The following is a 20659-nucleotide window of genomic DNA, read 5'->3' as shown; positions in this document are numbered from 1 at the left end:
TTTTAAATGTTTTTAGTTAATTTTTTAACAATTTTAAAGTTATAAAAAAACTCTTTAGCAATAACTCTAAGTACTGTATATGACGGTATTGCCAATATCATCCCAGGTATACCTGCTAATGTTCCTGCTGATAATATCACAAGAAAAACCTCAAGTGGATGTGCTTTTACGCTGTTAGAAAAGATAAATGGCTGCACTAAAGTTGCATCAAGAATATTAATAATAACATATACAATAAACATCCATTGTAGCAAAGGAAGTGTTTCAGTATAAAAATTAGCATCAACATTTGTTAATATTCCAATTAACATTCCAAAAATTATTGAAATAATTGGACCCACATATGGGATAATGTTAAATAATCCTCCTACTAAACCTAAAACTAAGGCATGTTCAAACCCTAATCCTAGAATAGTCATTCCAATAGTAGTAAGTACAAAAACAACAAACATATCGAAAATAATTCCTAAGAAATACCGTAATAAAAGTTTCTTAATAGATAAAATTGCGTGCTTTACTTCTGATTCATATTCAACAGTAGCAAATGCAAGAAAAAGTTTAATAAATAACCTGTCGTCCAATAAAAAAAAGAAAGTAATAAAAGTAATTGCAAAAAAAGCTACCAAAATGCTTCCCAAAGTATTTGCTATAGAACTAAAGAAAACAGAAAAATCAGAGAAGTTCACAATTCCCATTATCTTATTTACTACCTCATCTGTTAAACTTTTCTCTGTATTAGTATATATATTTAAATCCGATAACACTTTGGTTACCTGCTGAATTGGCTGATCGAGATTTGCAACAATTTTATTCGGATCTATAGAGGAAATTTGTTGAGCTTCTGAAGCAATAAGCGGAACCATTAATCTGAAAAACAGAATTACAACAGCCCAGAAAAGAATCAATGTAATTATGGCACTAACAAATTTTGGTAAAACAAATTTCTTTATTCTAATCTTATTCAGCAATCTTGTTATAGGCTGTAAAATTAATGACAATACAAGGCCAACTAATATATAAGCTATAATGTTACCAAGAAACCACACGCATAATCCAACAATTAAAACAATTGCTGCTATTAAAATATATTTAGTTTTCTTATTCATTGCAAGGTAAAAGTAGCCATTTTACTAAAATAAAAAAAAGTTTAAATACTAAAATGTAATTCCAGCAACCAAATGAATGTTCTCTTTTTGAGGGTTAAATATTATTTTACAATATACAGGAAGCGAATAATCATCTGAGATTTTACATTCTTTTTTCATTGAAAATCCAAGATTTACAAAACCAGGTCCATTACCATACCAACCCTCAGAAGGTGTAAATCCAGCAAGAATTTCAAGAGGAATTTTCTTTTTTAATGAATAAGACAATTCGAAATATGAAGTATGTAATGTATCTGCACCATAGAAATTATATGACAACAAAAGCTTTAATGGAATTTTTTCAGATAATTTAAATTCTGTATCAAAACTAAAATCATGTCCCGTTTCCTTTTCTGAATATTTAAAGTAACTATTGCCTACAGTATCCATATTCATATAAAAATAGTCCCAACACGAAAATTTAAATTTCCAAAACTCAAAACTTACAAATAAATCGGTTTCCTGTAAACTAAAAGAAGAAAAAGTTGCAGATCCCCATGTTCCTAATGTAAAATTCCCATACGATATTTCTAAATCAGGTTGTATTGCAGGCGAATTACCAAAATCACTCCCACGCCAAACATAACGACTAACAATATCAGCAGAAACATTAAAACTCCATTTTGATTTTGACGAATCTGCCTCCTGTGTAAAAGCAGGAATAACAGAACATAAGCAAATAAATAAAATAAGTATTCTACTAACCATAAATTTTCATTTAACTTAGATTTATACTTGTAAAATGGGGTTTTCGTTACGTTTACAATAAAAAATTAGCAACAATATACTATAATAAAATAAAAACTAGTTTCAGAAAAAAGGATTTGTTCTTTTCTCTTTTCCAATAGTTGTAGTATAACCATGACCAGAATAAACCTTTGTTTCATCATCAAGACAAAAAAGTTTCTTTTGAATACCTCCTACTAAAAGACCTGTATCACCCATATACAAATCTGTCCTCCCTATACTACCTTCAAATAGTATATCACCAACAATAACAAACTTATCGGCTTCTGAATACAATGCAATACCACAAGGACTATGACCAGGTACATGAATAATTTTAATAACATTATTACCTAATAATATTTCATCATCATGTTTTAATTCATTTTTCGGCAAAGGAGGCATTTCAAAATCAAAATTAAATAACTGTGCTTGCATCTTAACATCCATATGCTTAAACAATAACTTATAATCAGCATGACCTGATATTGAAAGGCTATATTTCCTAACAACTCCAGCACAGCCCATTACATGATCAAAATGAAAATGTGTAATAATTATTCCTTTAGGTTTAAGTTCATTTTCATCAATAAAGCTAAATAATTTTTGAAATTCTGACTCAGAATTACATCCCGGATCAACAATTAAACAATCTTTATTTTCAGCGTAAATCACGTAAGAATTTACTTGTATTGGGTTAAATACAAAATCTTTAACTTTTATCATTTGTTTTGCGATTTTCCTTGAAGTAACGGCACAAATTGAAAAACACCATGTTCTGTTACCTCAAAATTATTTTCATCTTTCTTAATTAGTAATATCATCTTTTGAGCTTTATCGCCAACAGGAACAACCATTCTTCCGCCAATTTTTAACTGTTGTTTTAATGGTTCGGGAATATAAGGTGCACCTGCAGTAATAATAATTTTATCAAAAGGACTATATGTTGGCTGTCCTAAGTAACCATCACCATAAAATAACTGAGGACGGTAATTTAATTTTGCTAATAGAACCTGAGTTACATCAAATAATTCTTTTTGCCTTTCAATTGAAAAAACCTTTGCACCCATTTCAAGCAAAATAGCAGTCTGATATCCGCTTCCAGTGCCAATTTCAAGTATCTTATCACCTTGCTTTATTTCTAATAAATGAGTTTGAAATGCTACTGTAAAAGGTTGAGAAATTGTTTGACCTGAAGCAATAGGCAAAGCTTGATCTTTATATGCCATTTTTTCGAGCCCCTTTGCCATAAATAAATGTCGTGGTACACGCATAAAAGCATCCATTAATTCACTAGAAAACAGATTTCGAGCTGTTAATTCCTGAACTAATTTTCTTCTTAAACCTTTATGTACGTATGAATCTTCCATCAATAAAAATATGTAATTGCAAAAATAGCTTTATCAAACTTAAAATGTTAATAAAATGAAAACAAAAATAAAATGACAGCTCTAAATTGCTATAATTTTGCACAAACACAAGTAAATGCGAAGAATTGGTATAGTTGGGGTTGGGCATTTTGGCAAATTTCATGTAAAAGAATTAATAAAAATACATGAGTTTGATCTTATTGGTTTTTATGATATTAATCCCGAAACATCTAAAACAATACAGACAGAATTTGGCATTAAACCTTTCACATCATACGAAGCACTTTTAGACGAAATAGATATAATAGATATTGCCGTACCCACAAACATGCATTTTAATTGTGCAACCGAAGCAATAAAAAAACAAAAACATGTTTTTATTGAAAAACCAGTAACAATTACTGTTGAAGATGCACAAAATCTTATAAAACTTGCTGAAGAAGCTTCAGTAAAGGTTCAAGTTGGACATATCGAAAGGTTTAACCCCGCTTTTAAAGCTGCTCTCCCATTAATTTTTAATCCCAGCTATATTGAAATTCATAGATTACAAACTATGAATGATCATGCTTATGATGAGTCTATTATTTTAAAGCTGATGATTCACGACATAGATATTGTAATTAGTACCATTAATTCTAACATAAAAAAAATTAATGCTACTGGAGTTAAATTGATTAATGGAATTACCAGTATTGCAAATGCCAGATTAGAATTTGATAATGGATGTGTTGCAAATATTACATCAAGTATAGTCTCTCCTAAAAATATTATTGAATATAAAATTTTTCAAAAAGAAAAATATATTTTTATTGATTTCCTTAACAGAAAAGCCGAAGTTTCTATTTTTAAAGAAGATAAAACCAATAAAGAACAAGTATTAAAAGATATTCATATTGAAAGCTCAGAGAAATTAAACTCAAATTCTTTAAAAGAAGAATTTATTTCATTTTTTAATTGCATAAATAATAATTTCAAACCATCTGTTACACTTGACGATGGCTTTAAAGCATTAAAAGTTGCAAATGAAATTATTGAAAAAATTAAACTTTCTAACGATTTTTAACTTTTGATACAATAAATTTGCGTCCTTTTCGTTTAACGAACGTTTATTGTATCATGACAAAAATTAAAATTCTAATATACTTACTATCAGCGACTTCAATTTTATGTTCAAGTTGCAAGAAATTTAATGAAGAAGAGCCAATTCCTTCTTATATTAGAATCCCTAAATGTACGCTCTCTTGTGACAGTATATTACAGGGAAGTACTAGAAGTAATATTTCAGACGTTTGGGTTAATATTAACGAAAACAGACAGGGTACTTATGAAGTTCCTGTAAATTTTCCAGTTGTTGAAAACGGAAATAAAAGAATAACTTTAAGAGCTGGAATTAAAGCAAATGGAATAGCATCGAGTAGAATTATTTACCCTTTTTACAATGCTATAAATATTGACACCGTTTTAACCCCTGAAAATCAACTTGTATTTAATCCTGTATTCACATACCTCTCCTCATCAGTTTTTGCTTGGCTTGAAAATTTTCAGGGAAATGGATTTTCACTTGACAGAGGTACTTTAAGTGACACATTGTTAAACTTAGAGAGTGACAGCATTAACACTAATCAAAAGTATGGTGTTTTTTACATTGACGCAATAAGACAGAAATTTGAATATAAATCAACAGAAAAATTTGTTTTACCTTCAAACGGATCAAATATTTTCCTTGAACTTGATTACCAATGTACCCATCCTTTTCTGGTTGGTGTATATATTAACAAATTACAACAAAGTGTTAAAACTCCAATAATATATATTAACCCACATGCAAATTCATTTAACCACATATATATTGATCTGACTTATATTGTCTCACAAAACTCTGACGCAATTAACTATAATATATTTTTCGGCTCATCCCTTTACACAGATGAATATACTAAAGGCGAGATTAAAATTGATAATATTAAGCTAATTCACTTTTAATGAATAAACGTTTACAAACTACAACATATATTATTTCCGATTTTATTGCAGGCAGCATAAGTTGGGCTCTATTCTATATTCTTAGAAAGGTATTTATAGAATCGGCATTCTTTGGCTACCAGATTGAGATAGTATACGACAAACAATTTTATTTAGGGTTAATTTTTATACCATTTTTCTGGGTTTTACTAAATTATCTTTCAGGTTATTATAAAGATATATACAGAAGATCACGATTAAAAGAATTGGGACAGACTATTACCATTTCTATTGTTGGAGTCGTAATAATTTTCTTTGTTGTAATACTAGACGATTATATTTTTTCATATAAAAATTATTACCGATCAATATTAATGTTGTTTGGTCTTCAATTCACAATTACATATTTGCCCCGCCTTTTTTTAACAACAAGAATAGTTCATAGAATTCAAAACAGAAAATTTGGTTTTAATACCTTATTAATTGGAAGTAATAGAAAAGCATTGGATTTGTATGAAGAAATGGAAGCCGAGAAAAAGTCAGCAGGAAATAGATTTATAGGCTTCGTTAGCGTTACAGAAAAATCAAAATATTTACTCGATAAAAATTTAAAATGCCTTGGTAATATTAATAATCTTCCGAAAATAATTGATGAATATAAAATTGAAGAAGTAATAATTGCAATTGAAACATCTGAACACGATCAGATTAATTTCATCATTAATAAAATTGACAATAAAAATTTGGTAGTTAAAGTAATTCCTACTCTTTATGATATTCTTACTGGAAGTGTAAGGATGACTTCACTTTACTCGGCACCATTAATACAAATTTCACGAGATCTAATGCCCGAGTGGCAGCTTAATATCAAAAGATTATTAGATATTTTATTTTCAATTATTGCTATTATTATTTTAATTCCGGTTTATATTTTTCTTGTTATAGGAGTAAAATTATCTTCATCAGGACCAATTTTATATACTCACGAAAGAATAGGTCGTTACGGCAAGCCCTTTAAGATTTACAAATTCAGGTCAATGTATGTAAATGCCGAAAAAAACGGGCCTGCATTATCAAGTGATAATGATAGCCGAATTACAAAATTCGGTAAATTCATGAGAAAAATTCGATTAGACGAAGTGCCACAATTCTTTAATGTTATTTTTGGTGATATGTCATTAGTCGGACCACGACCAGAAAGACAGTATTTTATTGACCAGATAATTAAAGAAGCTCCTCACTATTCACATTTACAAAAAGTAAGACCGGGTATTACATCATGGGGACAAGTAAAATTTGGTTATGCAGAAAATGTTGAAGAAATGATTGAGAGATTAAAATACGATTTAATTTACATAGAAAATATGTCTCTTTATATTGACTTCAAAATTATGATTTATACTGTAAAAATTATTTTACAGCGCAGCGGAAAATAAAATTCTAATCAAACCCAACTTCTTTTTATTTTCAGATATTTACAGCTCAAAAAATTGATTTGTATATTATATAAGATTTTTTTTATACTTTCGTATACTTAACTATACAATTTAATTACATGACTCATCCAAAGAAAATTGCCGTAATTCTGTCCGGATGCGGAGTTTATGATGGTGCTGAAATACATGAAGCCACACTTACTTTATTAGCAATAAAAAAACAAGGTGCAGAATATGAGATTTTCGCCCCGGACATCGATCAGCATCATGTAATTAATCATCTTACCGGCAAAGAGATGAACGAAACAAGAAATGTATTGGTTGAGTCTGCACGCATTGCACGTGGTAAAATAAAACCACTTCAGAATTTTAAAGCCTCAGATTTTGATGGACTTGTTTTCCCTGGTGGATTTGGCGCTGCAAAAAATTTATCTGACTATGCTTTTAAGGGATCAGACACAAAAGTAAATGTCGAAGTAAAAAAAGCGATTACCGATATGGCTTCAGCAAACAAACCAATTGGCGCATTATGCATTGCTCCTACCCTTCTGGCAAAAGTTCTTGGTGATATTTCGCTTACTATCGGAAATGACGAAAGTTCTGTGGCTAACATAAAAAAAATGGGTGCTACACATATTCAAACAAAACAATGCGAAGTTGTTGTTGACAGCAAAAATAAAATTGTCACAAATCCTTGTTACATGTTAGATTCAAGCATAGTACAAATTGCAGAAGGTGCCGAGAATGTTATAAAAGAAATGATAAGAATAATGTAATTCTTTTACCCATAAAGCACACATATACAAAATCTCACGAAAACATCATTTTATTTAACTTTAAGTACTTTAAACTTTAAGTACTTTAGGCACTTTTTTATATATTTACAACTCCAAAAAAGAAAATATTTATAATGGCAGCCAACGAGAATACTCCTTTAATGAAGCAATATAATAGCATCAAAGCAAAATATCCGGATGCTATTCTTCTTTTCAGAGTTGGCGATTTTTACGAAACATTTGGTGACGATGCTATTAAAGCCTCAGGCATTTTAGGAATAACCCTAACAAGTCGCAATAGTGGTTACGCTTCAGAATCGCCATTGGCTGGTTTTCCTTATCATGCATTAGATACATACTTACCTAAATTAGTAAGAGCAGGACAAAGAGTTGCAATTTGCGACCAACTCGAAGATCCAAAACTTACAAAAAATATTGTAAAGAGAGGCGTTACAGAACTCGTAACACCAGGTGTAACAACACACGATAATGTTTTAACACATCGTGAGAATAATTTTCTTGCCTGCATACATATTGAAAAAAAGATAGCAGGAGTTGCCTTTCTTGATATCTCTACAGGTGAGTTTATGGCTTCTGAAGGAACAATAGAACAAGCTGAAAAACTTTTACAAAGCATACAACCAAAAGAAGTTCTATACGAACGATCTAAACATCAAGAGATAAATGAGCTTTTTGGTAATAAATTTTACATTTACAAACTTGACGAATGGATGTTTCATAAAGAAACAGCTAGCGAACGTTTAATGAAACATTTTGGAACCGCTTCCTTAAAAGGCTTTGGGGTTCACGATTTAAATGCAGGAATTGTTGCAGCAGGTGCTATAATGCAATATCTTGACGTAACACAACACGATAAACTACAGCACATAACAAGCCTTTCACGAATAGATCATGAAGAATTTGTATGGCTTGATAAATTTACTGTTCGAAACCTAGAGCTTTTCCGCTCTGCCAACGAGAATGCAAAAACTCTGATGGATGTTATTGATCATACACTAACACCCATGGGAACACGTATGCTTCGCAGATGGATCGCCTTTCCGTTAAAAGATCTTGATGCTATTCATCACCGCCAGAATTCTGTTGAACATTTAACAAATTTCCCTGATACAACTTCAGAATTAATTACCCTTGTAAAGCAGGTTGGAGATCTTGAGAGACTAGTATCAAAGGTTGCTGTAGCTAAAGTAACACCAAGAGAAGTTGTTCAGCTTAAAGTTGCTCTTGATGTAATAATACCAATTAAAGAAATTTGTAACAAAAGCAATGAAACTAACCTAAAACATATTGCAGAACAATTAAACCCATGTTTATCAATCCTTGAAAGAATCTCAAATGAGATAAAACCTGACCCTCCGGTACAGGTATCAAAAGGTGGTGTTATTTCAAGCGGTATTTCAAAAGAACTTGACGACTTAAGAAATATTGCTCATTCAGGGAAAGATTACCTACTCCAATTACAACAACGTGAAGCAGAAAGAACACAAATTCCTTCATTGAAGATAAGTTTTAACAACGTGTTCGGATATTATATTGAAGTAAGAAATACTCACAAAGATAAAGTTCCTACTGACTGGATTAGAAAACAAACACTTGTCAGCGCAGAAAGATATATTACAGCTGAATTAAAAGAGTACGAAGAAAAAATATTTGGTGCCGAAGATAAAATTCTACTTTTAGAAACTACTCTTTTTAATAATCTGGTTGCTGCAATTGCTGAATTTATTCAAACACTTCAATTAAATGCCGCATTAATTGCACGATTGGATTGTTTTCTTTCGTTTACGAAGCTTGCTACCGAAAACAGTTATTGCAAACCCGAACTTAACAACTCAAATATTATTGACATAAAAGCAGGAAGACATCCTGTAATTGAAAAACAATTACCACCTGATCAGCCTTATATTGCAAATGATGTTTTATTAGATTCCGACAACCAGCAAATAATGATAATTACCGGACCAAATATGTCTGGTAAATCAGCATTGCTAAGACAAACTGCACTTATTGTTTTACTTGCACAAATTGGAAGTTATGTTCCTGCATCTAATGCTAAAATAGGATTAGTTGACAAAATATTTACACGTGTTGGTGCATCTGATAACATTTCGCAGGGAGAATCTACCTTTATGGTTGAAATGATTGAAACTGCAAGTATTTTAAATAATATTTCAGCAAAAAGTTTAATCCTTCTCGATGAAATTGGTCGCGGAACAAGTACCTACGATGGAATTTCCATTGCATGGGCAATCTCAGAATACATACATGAACATTCGCTAACAAAAGCTAAAACACTTTTCGCAACACATTACCATGAACTTAACGAAATGGCAAATTCTTTTAAAAGAATTAAAAATTTTCATGTAAGTGTAAAAGAAGTTGGCAATAAAGTAATTTTTATGCGCACACTTCAACCAGGTGGTACCGAGCATAGCTTTGGTATTCATGTGGCTGAAATGGCAGGTATGCCAAAATCTGTAGTAAAAAGAAGTGCTGAAATATTAAAAGATTTAGAAAAATCACATAAGAAAAATTCACTTTCAAAACCCATTAACGAAATTGCCGATCATAGAGAAGGATTACAGCTTTCATTTTTCCAACTAGATGATCCTGTATTAAAACAAATTCGTGACGAAATAAAAAATCTTGACATAAATAACTTAACTCCGGTTGATGCACTTAACAAATTAAATGAGATTAAAAGGATAACAGGGATATGAAAAAATTAATGTTTTCAATATCATTATTTCTTGGATTTATTTTATTCTCCTGTGAAGGCCCGAAATATTTTGCTGTAACTGTTGTTGACAAACAAACAAAAAAACCAATAGATAGCGTATTAGTAAAGGTTATTGTTAAAGCCGGGAAAAAAGAAAAATCTGCTTATAACTTGCAAGGTTATACAGATTCTGCAGGAAAGTTTATTAGAGATGAAATGATTGGATATGGCTTAAGTATGAGAAAATGGGATTTTTATATGGAATACGATAAAAGCGGATATCAACACAAATCAGAAGTTAACAAAACTGAAGGAACTGTTGAATTAGAGCATTAAAATATTAAATTTTATCAAGTTCAGAAACTATACTTTCGCTACGCCGCGGCGTAGGACGCTAAAGGTAACAGATTAATTTAGTTTCATTTATACATAAACAATCTTTGCTGCATCTAACTGCATTTCTCCATCCCACTTATAAGCCGACAAATACCCACCTTTAGCTGCACCAAAGTCCAAACAACATGCATTATTTTTCAATAAATATGGTAATGACTGAAACCAGTAATGTCCGAAAAATATAGGTTTTTCTGTTTCCTCATAAGGCTTAAAGTCAGGAAATAATTCAGGAGTTACAGTCACACTGGGGTATTTCACAGGCTTATTTGTCATTATACTTTGTGGCAAAGGCTTATTATAAATATTTTGCCACCATTTTACTCTTAGCTTAACTGGCTTTTCAGTTTTACCATTAATATATAATGACAACTTTCTTCCTTCAACAATTTCATTTATAGCTCTTTTTATTTTCTTTTCCTTTTTAGGTTTTTCGCCATTAAATGAAGCAAATATTTCGTTCAGGTTTTTATATTTTGCAAGTTGTTCAATTAATTCTTCTGACCAGTAAGCATGCACAGCTCTAAATTTAGTATTTTTGATATATAGCGGCAAACACATTAACCATTCAGCGTATACACATAATTCATCAATATTTTTTGAAAACTCCACAAGTAAAGTTTCATAATCGGGCAATAATGGAGATTTTGGAGAAGTAAATGCACTACTTCCATGTTTAAAAAAGTACCACGCTAAAAAATATTCATGATTACCCAAAATAATAAATGCAGATTTGTTCATCCACATTTTATATAAAATTTCTAAAGTCTGGCGATTATCTGACCCAACATTAATAAAATCACCAAGCACTACAAGCTGCCTGTTATCAGGATGTTTCCAGCCTGTTTCAGTATTTTCGTACCCAAGTTTTTCTAATAAAATCAGCAACTTTCTACTATTGGCGTGAATATCACCCACAAAATCCAGTTTTTCTCTTCCGCTTAACTCCATCTCAAATTTTAATATTTTAAACTATTTCTTTATTGTCATTCTGAGTATAACGAAGAATCTGGTCTCAACATAATTAGATACTTCACTCTGTTCAGTATGACAAAACTGTCTATAATTCACAAAAATAATTTACTCAGTAGCAAATATAAAAAACATCATTTTAATTAATCGTACCAAAACAAAAAGGTTATAAACCGTTATGTAAACAACTGCATATTGATAGAAATCATATTGTTTGATCAAGGCAAAAAGTTATATTTGTAAAAAAATAAATACTTACAAAAATGAACATTCAAGATTTAAAAGCTTCGCATAAACTACTGAAAGAGTTCAAGTATACTATTACTCCTGTACAAAAAGGTTATGCCGACAAAATCTTATATTTAAATTTATCCAATAACGACATAAAAATAAAAGACGTTCCTCAGGAAATGAAAGAAAAATTTACCGGCGGAAGAGGTTACGGTCTTAAATTATTATGGGATGCTACAAAGCCAGACACAAAATGGAATGATCCTGAAAACGAAATAATTATTAACACTGGTCCAATTTGCGGAGTTACTCAATATTCAGGAACTGGAAAATCATTGGTTGTAAGCCTTTCTCCTCAAACCGATATTCCTATAGACAGTAATGTTGGAGGATATTTTGGTCCGTTTCTTAAAATCGCAGGTTTCGATTCTTTTGAAATTCAAGGGAAGGCTGAAAAAGACGTAATTATTTTCATTGATGCAGTAAATGGAAAAGTTGAAGTTTTAGATGCACCACTAGAAGCAATTGACAGTCATGTTTTAGGTGAACAACTTCACGAAATGTACGCCAATGATGAAAGAGACATGAAAAACGTTGCAGTTGTTTCAGCAGGTACTGCAGCCGATCATTCACTTATAGGTATGCTAAACTTTACGTTTTTTGACATGAAACGTAAAAAAGTAAGATTGAAACAAGCGGGTCGTGGTGGTATTGGTACTGTTTTCAGAGATAAAAGAATTAAAGCTATAGTGTGTAAAGTTGCTGGTGTTACTGGAAATCTGAATAATGTTGTTGACCTTGCTCCTATTATGGAACGTGGTAAACGTTTCAATAAAGAGATGCGCGAACTCGACGATTCACAATGCCAGATGCGTAAAATAGGAACTGCACATCTTACTCATATTATGAATGACTATGATTTGTTCCCAACAAATAACTTTAAATACGGAAGTCATAAAGATGCTATAAATGTTCATGCTGATGTTTATAAAGCCCGTTTTACACAAAATGTTCCTGACGGTTGTTGGATAGGTTGTAATATGTCATGTGCAAAAGGTGTAGATAACTATAAACTACGCACCGGACCATACAAAGATGATTTGGTAATTGTTGACGGACCAGAATATGAAACAGCTGCATCACTAGGTTCATGTGCTGGAATATTTGATCCTGATTTTACTATTGAAGCTAACTTCTATTGCGACACATACGGTATTTGTACTATCAGTTGGGGAACAATTTTGGGATTTGTTATGGAATGCTACGAAAATGGAATTCTTAACGACGAACGTACCGGTGGATTAAAATTAAACTTCGGAAACTCAGATGGAGCAATGGAACTATTACACCAATGTTCAAGAGGCGAAGGTTTTGGTAAGATAGCTGGAATGGGTGTTCGCTGGATGAAAAATTATTTTATCGAAAAAGGCTGGGGCGATCCTCAGTTCATTTTTGATATTGCAATGGAAAATAAAGGTCTTGAATATTCACAATATGTTTCTAAAGAATCTTTGGCTCAACAAGGTGGATATGCAATGACTAACAAAGGACCACAACATGATGAAGCATGGCTTATTTTTATGGATATGGTAAATAACCAGATTCCTACATTCGAAAAGAAAGCCGAAGCTTTGTATTATTTCCCTATGTTCCGTACATGGTTTGGATTAAACGGATTATGTAAACTTCCATGGAACGATGTTGAGCCTGCAGATAACCACGAACAAAAAGAACCTGCAAAAGTTCCTGAGCATGTTGATAATTATGTAACAATATTCAAAGCTGTTACAGGAATTGAAGTTGATAAAGATTCTATCATAGTTCAATCTGAAAGAGTATATCAATTCCAGAGAATTTTTAATATTCGTAGAGGATATGGTTTACGTAAACATGATGCACAACCATACCGTGCTGCTGGTCCGGTTACCGAAGAAGAATACGAATCACGTGCAGAGCGTTATGACAAACAGATGAAAGAAAAAATTGGTATTGATCCAACCGGAAAATCTACAAAAGAAAAAGTAGCTATCACCAGAAAATTCCGTGAAGAACAATATGAAAAACTTTTAGATGCTGTTTATTTCCGCCGTGGATGGACACCAAACGGAATTCCAACAATTGAACGTTTAAAATCTATTGGAATGGATTTACCGGAACTTTTGGAAATTGTTACACCATTGCAGTAACCTAAATTAATCAATATAACAAATAGCCATACAAATTTTGTATGGCTATTTTATTTTAACACTTTCATATTGTTTCGTTTCCCCATAAAACAACATGAAATAAAAAAGGTTCGTGAGACACGAACCTTGGAAGAGGTGTTATTCAGCATTTTACTATTATTTTTTTGTTAATAATAATAATAATAATCAACAAATATAATTTCATTTGCATTGTTTATTATGAAATTAAAGCTTTTAGAATGCATAGATTCTTCATCAGGATGAAGAGTCAACGCAATACCATTAAATTTATTCATATTTTTGCATTCTTTAAGCAACTCCTCCGCAAAATTTTTGAAAAATACAGTATCTTCTTCCGATATTGAATCAAATGCAAGTCTACCTTCACACTCATAAATCTCAATTGGAATATCTGGTTTATTAGATGAATTATTATCAATAACAGTAGCAAAATTAACCCTCCAACAATGATACTTTTCTTCGAATTTTTCCATTACTTTCATGCCAGTTTCAGTAAAATCAGGGCTTGTACAAGCATTTAATATAATTATTATTAAAGAAAATATAACAAAGTATTTCATGTTTTTGTAATTATTAAATAATATTTCATAGTATAAAAATAACTATTAATATTTCATTACAAAATTTAATTTAATAAATAATGTTTGTAAGACACTAACTATGAAATAGGGATTTGTCATACTTTTAAGGAGATGTTGAATCAATTCGCCACGGCGAACAGCATGACAAAATGCTAATGCGCATCCATCCAGTTAACCCCTGTGCCAACCTCAACAAGTAAAGGAACTGAGAGGTTAATTGCATTCTCCATTTCGTATTTTACAATCGTTGTTACGGCTTCAATTTCATTTGGGGCAACTTCAAAATCCAACTCATCATGAACCTGTAACAACATTCTTGAACAAAGTTGTTTTTCCTGAAATGCTTTATAAACCTTAATCATAGCAATTTTGATAATATCAGCAGCAGAGCCTTGTATTGGTGCATTTATAGCATTACGTTCTGCCATTCCACGCTCCATTCCGTTTTTAGAATTTATATCTGTCAACATTCTGCGTCGACCATACAATGTTTCAACATAACCATTATTTCTGGCAAGTAAAATACATTCTTCCATATATGCTTTTACGCGCGGATAGGTCTCAAAATACTGATCAATTAATTGCTTTGCATCAGTGCGGGAAATATTTAATCGTTGCGAAAGTCCGAATGCAGAAATACCATAAATAATTCCAAAGTTTGCAGTCTTTGCACGTGAACGTTGTTCGCGGGTTACCTCAGCATTTGATATTTTATAAATTTTCGCAGCAGTTGCGGTGTGGATATCCTCATTCTGCACAAAAGCTTCCATCATTGCAGCATCCTGACTAAGATGTGCCATTAACCTCAATTCAATCTGCGAATAATCGGCAGATAGAAAAACAAAATCTTTTTGTCCCGGAATAAATGCTTTGCGAATTTCTCTACCTCTAATTTCTTTAATTGGAATATTTTGCAAATTTGGGTTATTAGAACTTAGTCTCCCTGTTGCAGTCACAGCCTGATTAAAAGAAGTATGCAAACGACGCGTTTTGTGATTAATTAATAATGGCAAAGCATCAACATAAGTACTTAATAATTTCTGCACAGAACGATATTCGAGTATTTTGTTAATTATTTCATGTTTGCCTGCATATTTAACTAACTCCTCCTCGCCTGTTGAATATTGTTTTGTCTTTGTTAGCTTGGCATCATCTGAAATTTTCATTTTATCGAAAAGTATTTCGCCAAGTTGCTTAGGAGAATTAATATTAAACTGCGAACCAGCCATTGCATATATCTCACTTTCGAACTTCTGCAATTCACCTTTTAATATTACCGAATAATCTTTAAGAACTTTTTCATCAACTTTAACACCGGTTTTTTCAATAGCAGCAAGCACATGAATTAACGGCATTTCCATATCTGTAAACAAAGTATACAAACCAAGTTCTTTTAATTTAGGTTCAAATATTTCTTTTAGTTGCAATGTTATATCTGCATCTTCGCCTGAATATTCTTTAATTTTTTCGACATCAACCAAACGCATATTTAACTGATTTACTCCTTTTTTCCCAATCAAATCTTCAATCGGAACCGGTAAATAATTTAAATATGTTCTGGCTAAAAAATCCATATTGTGACGTAAATCTGGCTGCATAAGGTAATGCGCAATCATTGTATCAAACAGTTTACCTTTTACAACAATATTATAAGTACTTAAAACAAGAATATCGTACTTAATGTTCTGACCAATTTTCTCTTTATTTGAATTCTCTAAAATATTTCTAAATTTTTCTAATCGTAAAATTGCCTCATCACGATTATGTGAAAAAGGGACGTAAAATGCTTCATGAGGTTTTATAGAAATTGCCAGACCAACTATATCGCTCTGCAAAGGATCTAAACCGGTTGTTTCAGTATCAAAACAAAACGATTCAGATTTTTCGAGCATTGAAATTAGTTCATCAATCTTTTCATTAGTGTTTACCAATTGATAATTATGCTCAATATCTTTAATTGTTTTATAATCTTTCTGAGGAATCTGATCTGGCACTGGCAAATCCCAAAGCGAAGGCTGCATTTTGTTATGAACTTTTGCAGGTTCTACATTTACAACATCACCAGAGGCTGGTCTCATTCTCAAAATTCGCGGTGCGATTGTTTTAAATTCAAGCTCATCAAGCAAAGCAGTAAGTTTAGGGATATCTGGATCGCTCAATTTCATTTCCTCATCATGAACTTTAATTGGTACTTCAGTACATATTGTTGCTAGTTCTTTTGATAATAAAACCTGTTCAGTATTATTCTGAAGTGTTTCCTTTACCTTTCCCTGAAGTTTACTAACATTATGCAGTATTGCCTCAATGCTTCCGTATTCTTTAATAAGTTTTTTTGCAGTTTTTTCACCAATACCAGGTGCTCCGGGTATATTATCTGATGCATCTCCCCACAATCCAAGAATATCAATAACCTGACTAGGATAATCAACTTCGAAATTCTTTTTAACTTCGGGTATTCCCCATATTTCAACACCATTACCGGAACGGCTTGGTTTGTACATAAAAACATTTTGAGAAACTAACTGACAAAAATCCTTATCAGGAGTCATCATATAAGTTATAAAATCTTGCTCTGATGCTTGCTTTGCAAGAGTACCAATCACATCATCAGCCTCAAAACCCGGCACCTCATAAATTGGAATATTAAATGCATCTAATAAACTTTTAATATACGGAACTGATAATTTAATATCCTCAGGAGTGGCATCACGATTAGCTTTATATGCAGGGAATTTATCATGTCGAAAAGTTTTTGCTCCTGAATCAAAAGCAACAGCAAGGTGCGTAGGTTTTTCTTTTTGTAAAATATCCACTAAAGCATTTAGAAAACCAAATATTGCGGAAGTATTTAAGCCTTTCGAAGTTATTCTTGGATTTTTAATAAAAGCATAATGTGCTCTAAAAATAAGGGCATAAGCATCGAGAAGAAAAAGTTTTTTCGACATAAAAGGATTTTTTGTAAATATAGAAAATAAAAAAGTGCCTAAAGTACTTAAAGTTTAAAGTGCCTAAAATTTATTAATTATATAGCCTACAAAGTAATTTAATTAAAAATTTAAAATGGTTTAAACAAACGCCTTCTCGTCATTTTGTTCGCCACAGCAAATTGTTTCAAAATATGCTTTAAAATTAAACAGTTCCTGTTTTGTGTTTTTTGCAAAAGAATTTACAAACTATTGCATTTATTATACTTAATATAACATAAAGTACAATTATTAATGGCATTGCAACTATCTTGAATGCAATAATTAATACAATAACAAGTATTATGAAAATATAACGTACAAGATTTTCTTTTAATGCAAAATTTTTAAATTTAAGTGCAAACATTGGAATTGGACTAACCAAAAGAAAACATTGAATAAAAATTAGTGGTATTAAGAATTTTAAATTTAAAAAAATGAAAAAATATTTCATACTTCCTGTATAAGCCATTACCATCGGCAAAGATGCTATTAATATTGCATTTGCAGGAGTTGGCAATCCAATAAACGACGAAGTCTGACGAGTATCAACATTAAATTTTGCAAGTCGCAATGCTGAAAAAATCACTAATAAAAATGGAGAAATAAGCAAAAGACCATCTTCAATTGAAACTGTTTCAAATGATATCTCATTAATAATTAATACCGACTTAAGTAAATTATAAATAATAAATGCAGGTGCAACACCAAAACTTATTACATCTGCTAACGAATCAAGTTCTTTACCAATATCAGAATATGCTTTTAAAAGCCGTGCAAAAAAGCCATCAAAAAAATCAAGAACTGCAGCTGCTAAAATAAAAAAAGCAGCAAGTACCGGAAAGCCTTCAACAGATGCCACAATAGAAAGGCAACCAGCTAACACATTAAGTGAAGTGATAAAATTTGGTATATGCTTAAGAGGATTCATTATTTTAAAATTTTATAAAAAATAGTAATTCAGAATTTTAACTTAGTTTCAATTTTTATTTTATTTATGCAATAATCCGAACAAAAATAAGTTAATTTACAATGCTTTTACAATAGCTTAAAAATTATTATTTTTACAATTATAGGAAAAATCAAATTATGCCAAAGAATATTCTGATAGTTATTGCATTACTTGTTTTTGTATCCGGCAGTTTTGCTCAGGCTCCAAAATATAGTAACGAATTTTTATCTGTAGGCGTTGGAGCACGTTCATTAGCAATGGCTAATTCATCTGTTGCTTCAGTTAATGATGTAACAGCAGGTTACTGGAATCCTTCTGGTCTTTTAAATTTAGAACACAACCTTAATATGGGTGTTATGCATGCTGAATATTTTGCAGGTATTGCAAAACTTGATTATGGTGCTGTTGCATTTAAAAACTCAGATTCATCAGCAATAGGCTTTACATTAGTTCGTTTTGGTGTTGATGATATCCCAAACACTTTGGATTTAGTTGACAATAATGGAAATATAAACTACGATAAAATTTCAAGTTTTTCTATTGCCGATTATGCATTTATGTTTAGCTATGCACGTAAATCTACTATTCCGGGATTACGCTATGGAGCAAATGCAAAAGTAATAAGAAGAATTGCTGGAAAATTTGCATCAGCATGGGGGTTTGGGCTAGATGCTAGTGCACAATACGATAAAGGCAAATGGTCTTTTGGCGCAATGGCAAGGGATATTACCACAACATTTAATGCTTGGAAATTTAATACTTCAACATTTGAAGAGGCATTTAATAAAACCGGAAACGAAATTCCAAAAAACGGTTTGGAGATTACTATGCCTAAATTAATATTAGGTACTGCATATCATTTCAATATTTATAAAAAATTTGATGGATTAGCTGAACTTAATGCTGACATGACATTTGACGGTAAACGTGATGTGCTGGTTAAATCAGATCCAATAAGTATCGATCCACATATTGGTTTTGAATTTTCTTATAATAAAATTGTTTATCTCAGAATGGGTTTGGGAAATATTCAAAAGGTTCCCAGCATTGATGGCAAAGATGAAACTACTTTCCAACCAAATATCGGTATTGGTATTCGTTATAAACGATTTGGCTTAGATTACGCATTAACAGATATTGGTGATCAATCTATTGCACTTTACTCAAATGTATTCTCGGTTTATTATAGTCTGGATAAGAAATAACAATAATTTTCAGATTACTTTATCAGTTTCTTTTTTCGAATTTAATCGTTACTAATATTATTCCGGTTACAGTAAGCACACCTCCTACAACCTGTATCCATAATGGCCATAATCCTAAAAGCATAAAAGCCATAAACAAAATCAAAAAACTTTTTGATGATTGAATTATCATTGCTTTTGAAGCAGGTATATATTTTAAAGCAAAATATTGTGCATAGGCACCTAAAAACGGACCTACAAGTGCGCCATACATAGCAAACAAAACAGCTTCTTTAGGAAAACTGAAACTGTCGTTTGAAAAAGATAATGCGACTAATGAAAACAACAGTAAACCTATAACCCTTGTTATTGCTAATAATTCAGGCTTCAATTGACTTATATATCTTTTTGCTATAATAACATTCAATGACAAACATAGTACAGATATTAAAACAAGTTCACTTCCATCAACAAAAAGAGAATTTAACTTAAGACTCCATTTAAAACTTATTAAGAATGCTCCTGTAATTGCCAATATTATTCCTAACCCTTCTTTTAAACTAAATCGTTCTTTAAGTAATAACATTCCTAACAACGTGACCAAAGCAGGCGATAAATTCACAAGAAATGAAACTATAGCGGGATTATCGACTAGTTTAATAGCCGAAAAAAAGCAAGTAGTTGAAATAACTTCTAAAACAGCAAAAACCAGTAGCATTAAAAATGCATTAAAAGAAAACGTAAATGTTTCCCTAACTTTTCCGGTAACAGTTAAATATACAGAGTTGTAAAAAAGTCCGAAACCATACCATAAAATGCCAAACTGAAAAACTGTAACAAAGCTTAAAATATGCTTACTTGAAAAATAAGTATTTGTAGCAGTAAATGCCGCAATCATTGCAAATAAATAACCTTTGGTTTGCGGACTTTTAATCATACACCATTTTCCTAGGTTTGTGTCTCACAAACCTTTCTAAATCAAATAATATTTTGTTTCGTGATGTCACGAAACAAGGAGAAA

The 20659-nt window shown here is 31.4% G+C and carries 17 protein-coding genes; 8 read left to right on the top strand and 9 right to left on the bottom strand.

Annotated elements, in window-relative coordinates; genetic code table 11:
- Nucleotides 1-2: 2 nt before the first annotated feature.
- The 4 genes from HY951_01515 to HY951_01500 form a co-directional block, all read right to left on the bottom strand.
- On the bottom strand, nt 3-1106 hold the full coding sequence (locus HY951_01515; protein ID MBI5538708.1) for an AI-2E family transporter: 1104 nt from the start codon (nt 1104-1106) through the stop codon (nt 3-5).
- Nucleotides 1107-1154: 48 nt separating this feature from the next.
- Entirely contained in the window at nt 1155-1853 is a 699-nt protein-coding gene (locus HY951_01510) for a hypothetical protein (protein MBI5538707.1), read from the bottom strand.
- 102 nt (nt 1854-1955) lie between these two features.
- Nucleotides 1956-2597 carry an MBL fold metallo-hydrolase gene (locus HY951_01505; protein MBI5538706.1) on the bottom strand — a complete coding sequence of 214 codons (642 nt, stop codon included), beginning with the start codon at nt 2595-2597 and terminating at the stop codon, nt 1956-1958.
- A complete protein-coding gene (locus HY951_01500; protein ID MBI5538705.1) occupies nt 2594-3241 on the bottom strand; it encodes a protein-L-isoaspartate(D-aspartate) O-methyltransferase in 648 nt (215 codons plus the stop codon). Before HY951_01500 ends, HY951_01505 begins: the two co-directional genes overlap by 4 nt.
- 115 nt (nt 3242-3356) lie before the next feature.
- On the opposite strand from HY951_01500, the gene HY951_01495 reads away from it, so the two are divergent.
- The 6 genes from HY951_01495 to HY951_01470 all read left to right on the top strand — a co-directional run bounded on the left by HY951_01495 (nt 3357) and on the right by HY951_01470 (nt 10491).
- Nucleotides 3357-4304, top strand: coding sequence for a Gfo/Idh/MocA family oxidoreductase (locus HY951_01495; GenBank protein MBI5538704.1), 948 nt, complete (start codon nt 3357-3359; stop codon nt 4302-4304).
- A gap of 53 nt (nt 4305-4357) precedes the next feature.
- Complete coding sequence (locus HY951_01490) at nt 4358-5224, top strand: hypothetical protein (protein ID MBI5538703.1); 867 nt, start codon at nt 4358-4360, stop codon at nt 5222-5224.
- Entirely contained in the window at nt 5224-6639 is a 1416-nt protein-coding gene (locus HY951_01485) for a sugar transferase (GenBank protein MBI5538702.1), read from the top strand. The genes HY951_01490 and HY951_01485 overlap by 1 nt, the downstream gene beginning before the upstream one ends.
- A gap of 119 nt (nt 6640-6758) precedes the next feature.
- Nucleotides 6759-7415 (top strand): isoprenoid biosynthesis glyoxalase ElbB, encoded by a 657-nt coding sequence (elbB, locus tag HY951_01480; protein ID MBI5538701.1) that lies wholly within the window; start codon nt 6759-6761, stop codon nt 7413-7415.
- A gap of 134 nt (nt 7416-7549) precedes the next feature.
- Entirely contained in the window at nt 7550-10156 is a 2607-nt protein-coding gene (gene mutS / locus HY951_01475) for a DNA mismatch repair protein MutS (protein MBI5538700.1), read from the top strand.
- Entirely contained in the window at nt 10153-10491 is a 339-nt protein-coding gene (locus tag HY951_01470; GenBank protein MBI5538699.1) for a hypothetical protein, read from the top strand. The genes mutS and HY951_01470 overlap by 4 nt, the downstream gene beginning before the upstream one ends.
- Before the next feature lie 87 nt (nt 10492-10578).
- On the opposite strand, the gene HY951_01465 is transcribed toward HY951_01470, so the two are convergent.
- Complete coding sequence (locus tag HY951_01465) at nt 10579-11499, bottom strand: metallophosphoesterase (protein MBI5538698.1); 921 nt, start codon at nt 11497-11499, stop codon at nt 10579-10581.
- A gap of 284 nt (nt 11500-11783) precedes the next feature.
- On the opposite strand from HY951_01465, the gene HY951_01460 reads away from it, so the two are divergent.
- Nucleotides 11784-13937 (top strand): aldehyde:ferredoxin oxidoreductase, encoded by a 2154-nt coding sequence (locus HY951_01460; GenBank protein ID MBI5538697.1) that lies wholly within the window; start codon nt 11784-11786, stop codon nt 13935-13937.
- Nucleotides 13938-14104: 167 nt separating this feature from the next.
- Here the strand turns inward: HY951_01460 and HY951_01455 are convergent, their stop codons facing one another.
- The 3 genes from HY951_01455 to pssA form a co-directional block, all read right to left on the bottom strand.
- Nucleotides 14105-14518 carry a hypothetical protein gene (locus HY951_01455; protein MBI5538696.1) on the bottom strand — a complete coding sequence of 138 codons (414 nt, stop codon included), beginning with the start codon at nt 14516-14518 and terminating at the stop codon, nt 14105-14107.
- 173 nt (nt 14519-14691) lie between these two features.
- Nucleotides 14692-17484 (bottom strand): DNA polymerase I, encoded by a 2793-nt coding sequence (polA, locus tag HY951_01450; protein ID MBI5538695.1) that lies wholly within the window; start codon nt 17482-17484, stop codon nt 14692-14694.
- 184 nt (nt 17485-17668) lie between these two features.
- Entirely contained in the window at nt 17669-18433 is a 765-nt protein-coding gene (gene pssA, locus HY951_01445; GenBank protein MBI5538694.1) for a CDP-diacylglycerol--serine O-phosphatidyltransferase, read from the bottom strand.
- A gap of 158 nt (nt 18434-18591) precedes the next feature.
- Between pssA and HY951_01440 the strand changes: the two genes are divergently transcribed.
- On the top strand, nt 18592-19659 hold the full coding sequence (locus HY951_01440; protein ID MBI5538693.1) for a PorV/PorQ family protein: 1068 nt from the start codon (nt 18592-18594) through the stop codon (nt 19657-19659).
- Nucleotides 19660-19681: 22 nt separating this feature from the next.
- On the opposite strand, the gene HY951_01435 is transcribed toward HY951_01440, so the two are convergent.
- The gene (locus HY951_01435; GenBank protein MBI5538692.1) at nt 19682-20575 is read right to left on the bottom strand and encodes a DMT family transporter; all 894 of its coding nucleotides are present in this window, start codon (nt 20573-20575) and stop codon (nt 19682-19684) included.
- Nucleotides 20576-20659: the final 84 nt, after the last annotated feature.

The organism is Bacteroidia bacterium, from assembly GCA_016218155.1.
Classification (GTDB): Bacteria; Bacteroidota; Bacteroidia; order Bacteroidales; family GWA2-32-17; genus GWA2-32-17.
This window is presented reverse-complemented; position numbering and strand designations above follow the sequence as displayed.

Bases quoted from the DNA above. Each gene is read 5' to 3' on its own strand.
- HY951_01515 (MBI5538708.1), bottom strand. From the start codon at position 1,106: ATGAATAAGAAAACTAAATATATTTTAATAGCAGCAATTGTTTTAATT.
- HY951_01510 (MBI5538707.1), bottom strand. From the start codon at position 1,853: ATGGTTAGTAGAATACTTATTTTATTTATTTGCTTATGTTCTGTTATT.
- HY951_01505 (MBI5538706.1), bottom strand. From the start codon at position 2,597: ATGATAAAAGTTAAAGATTTTGTATTTAACCCAATACAAGTAAATTCT.
- HY951_01500 (MBI5538705.1), bottom strand. From the start codon at position 3,241: ATGGAAGATTCATACGTACATAAAGGTTTAAGAAGAAAATTAGTTCAG.
- HY951_01495 (MBI5538704.1), top strand. From the start codon at position 3,357: ATGCGAAGAATTGGTATAGTTGGGGTTGGGCATTTTGGCAAATTTCAT.
- HY951_01490 (MBI5538703.1), top strand. From the start codon at position 4,358: ATGACAAAAATTAAAATTCTAATATACTTACTATCAGCGACTTCAATT.
- HY951_01485 (MBI5538702.1), top strand. From the start codon at position 5,224: ATGAATAAACGTTTACAAACTACAACATATATTATTTCCGATTTTATT.
- elbB (MBI5538701.1), top strand. From the start codon at position 6,759: ATGACTCATCCAAAGAAAATTGCCGTAATTCTGTCCGGATGCGGAGTT.
- mutS (MBI5538700.1), top strand. From the start codon at position 7,550: ATGGCAGCCAACGAGAATACTCCTTTAATGAAGCAATATAATAGCATC.
- HY951_01470 (MBI5538699.1), top strand. From the start codon at position 10,153: ATGAAAAAATTAATGTTTTCAATATCATTATTTCTTGGATTTATTTTA.
- HY951_01465 (MBI5538698.1), bottom strand. From the start codon at position 11,499: ATGGAGTTAAGCGGAAGAGAAAAACTGGATTTTGTGGGTGATATTCAC.
- HY951_01460 (MBI5538697.1), top strand. From the start codon at position 11,784: ATGAACATTCAAGATTTAAAAGCTTCGCATAAACTACTGAAAGAGTTC.
- HY951_01455 (MBI5538696.1), bottom strand. From the start codon at position 14,518: ATGAAATACTTTGTTATATTTTCTTTAATAATAATTATATTAAATGCT.
- polA (MBI5538695.1), bottom strand. From the start codon at position 17,484: ATGTCGAAAAAACTTTTTCTTCTCGATGCTTATGCCCTTATTTTTAGA.
- pssA (MBI5538694.1), bottom strand. From the start codon at position 18,433: ATGAATCCTCTTAAGCATATACCAAATTTTATCACTTCACTTAATGTG.
- HY951_01440 (MBI5538693.1), top strand. From the start codon at position 18,592: ATGCCAAAGAATATTCTGATAGTTATTGCATTACTTGTTTTTGTATCC.
- HY951_01435 (MBI5538692.1), bottom strand. From the start codon at position 20,575: ATGATTAAAAGTCCGCAAACCAAAGGTTATTTATTTGCAATGATTGCG.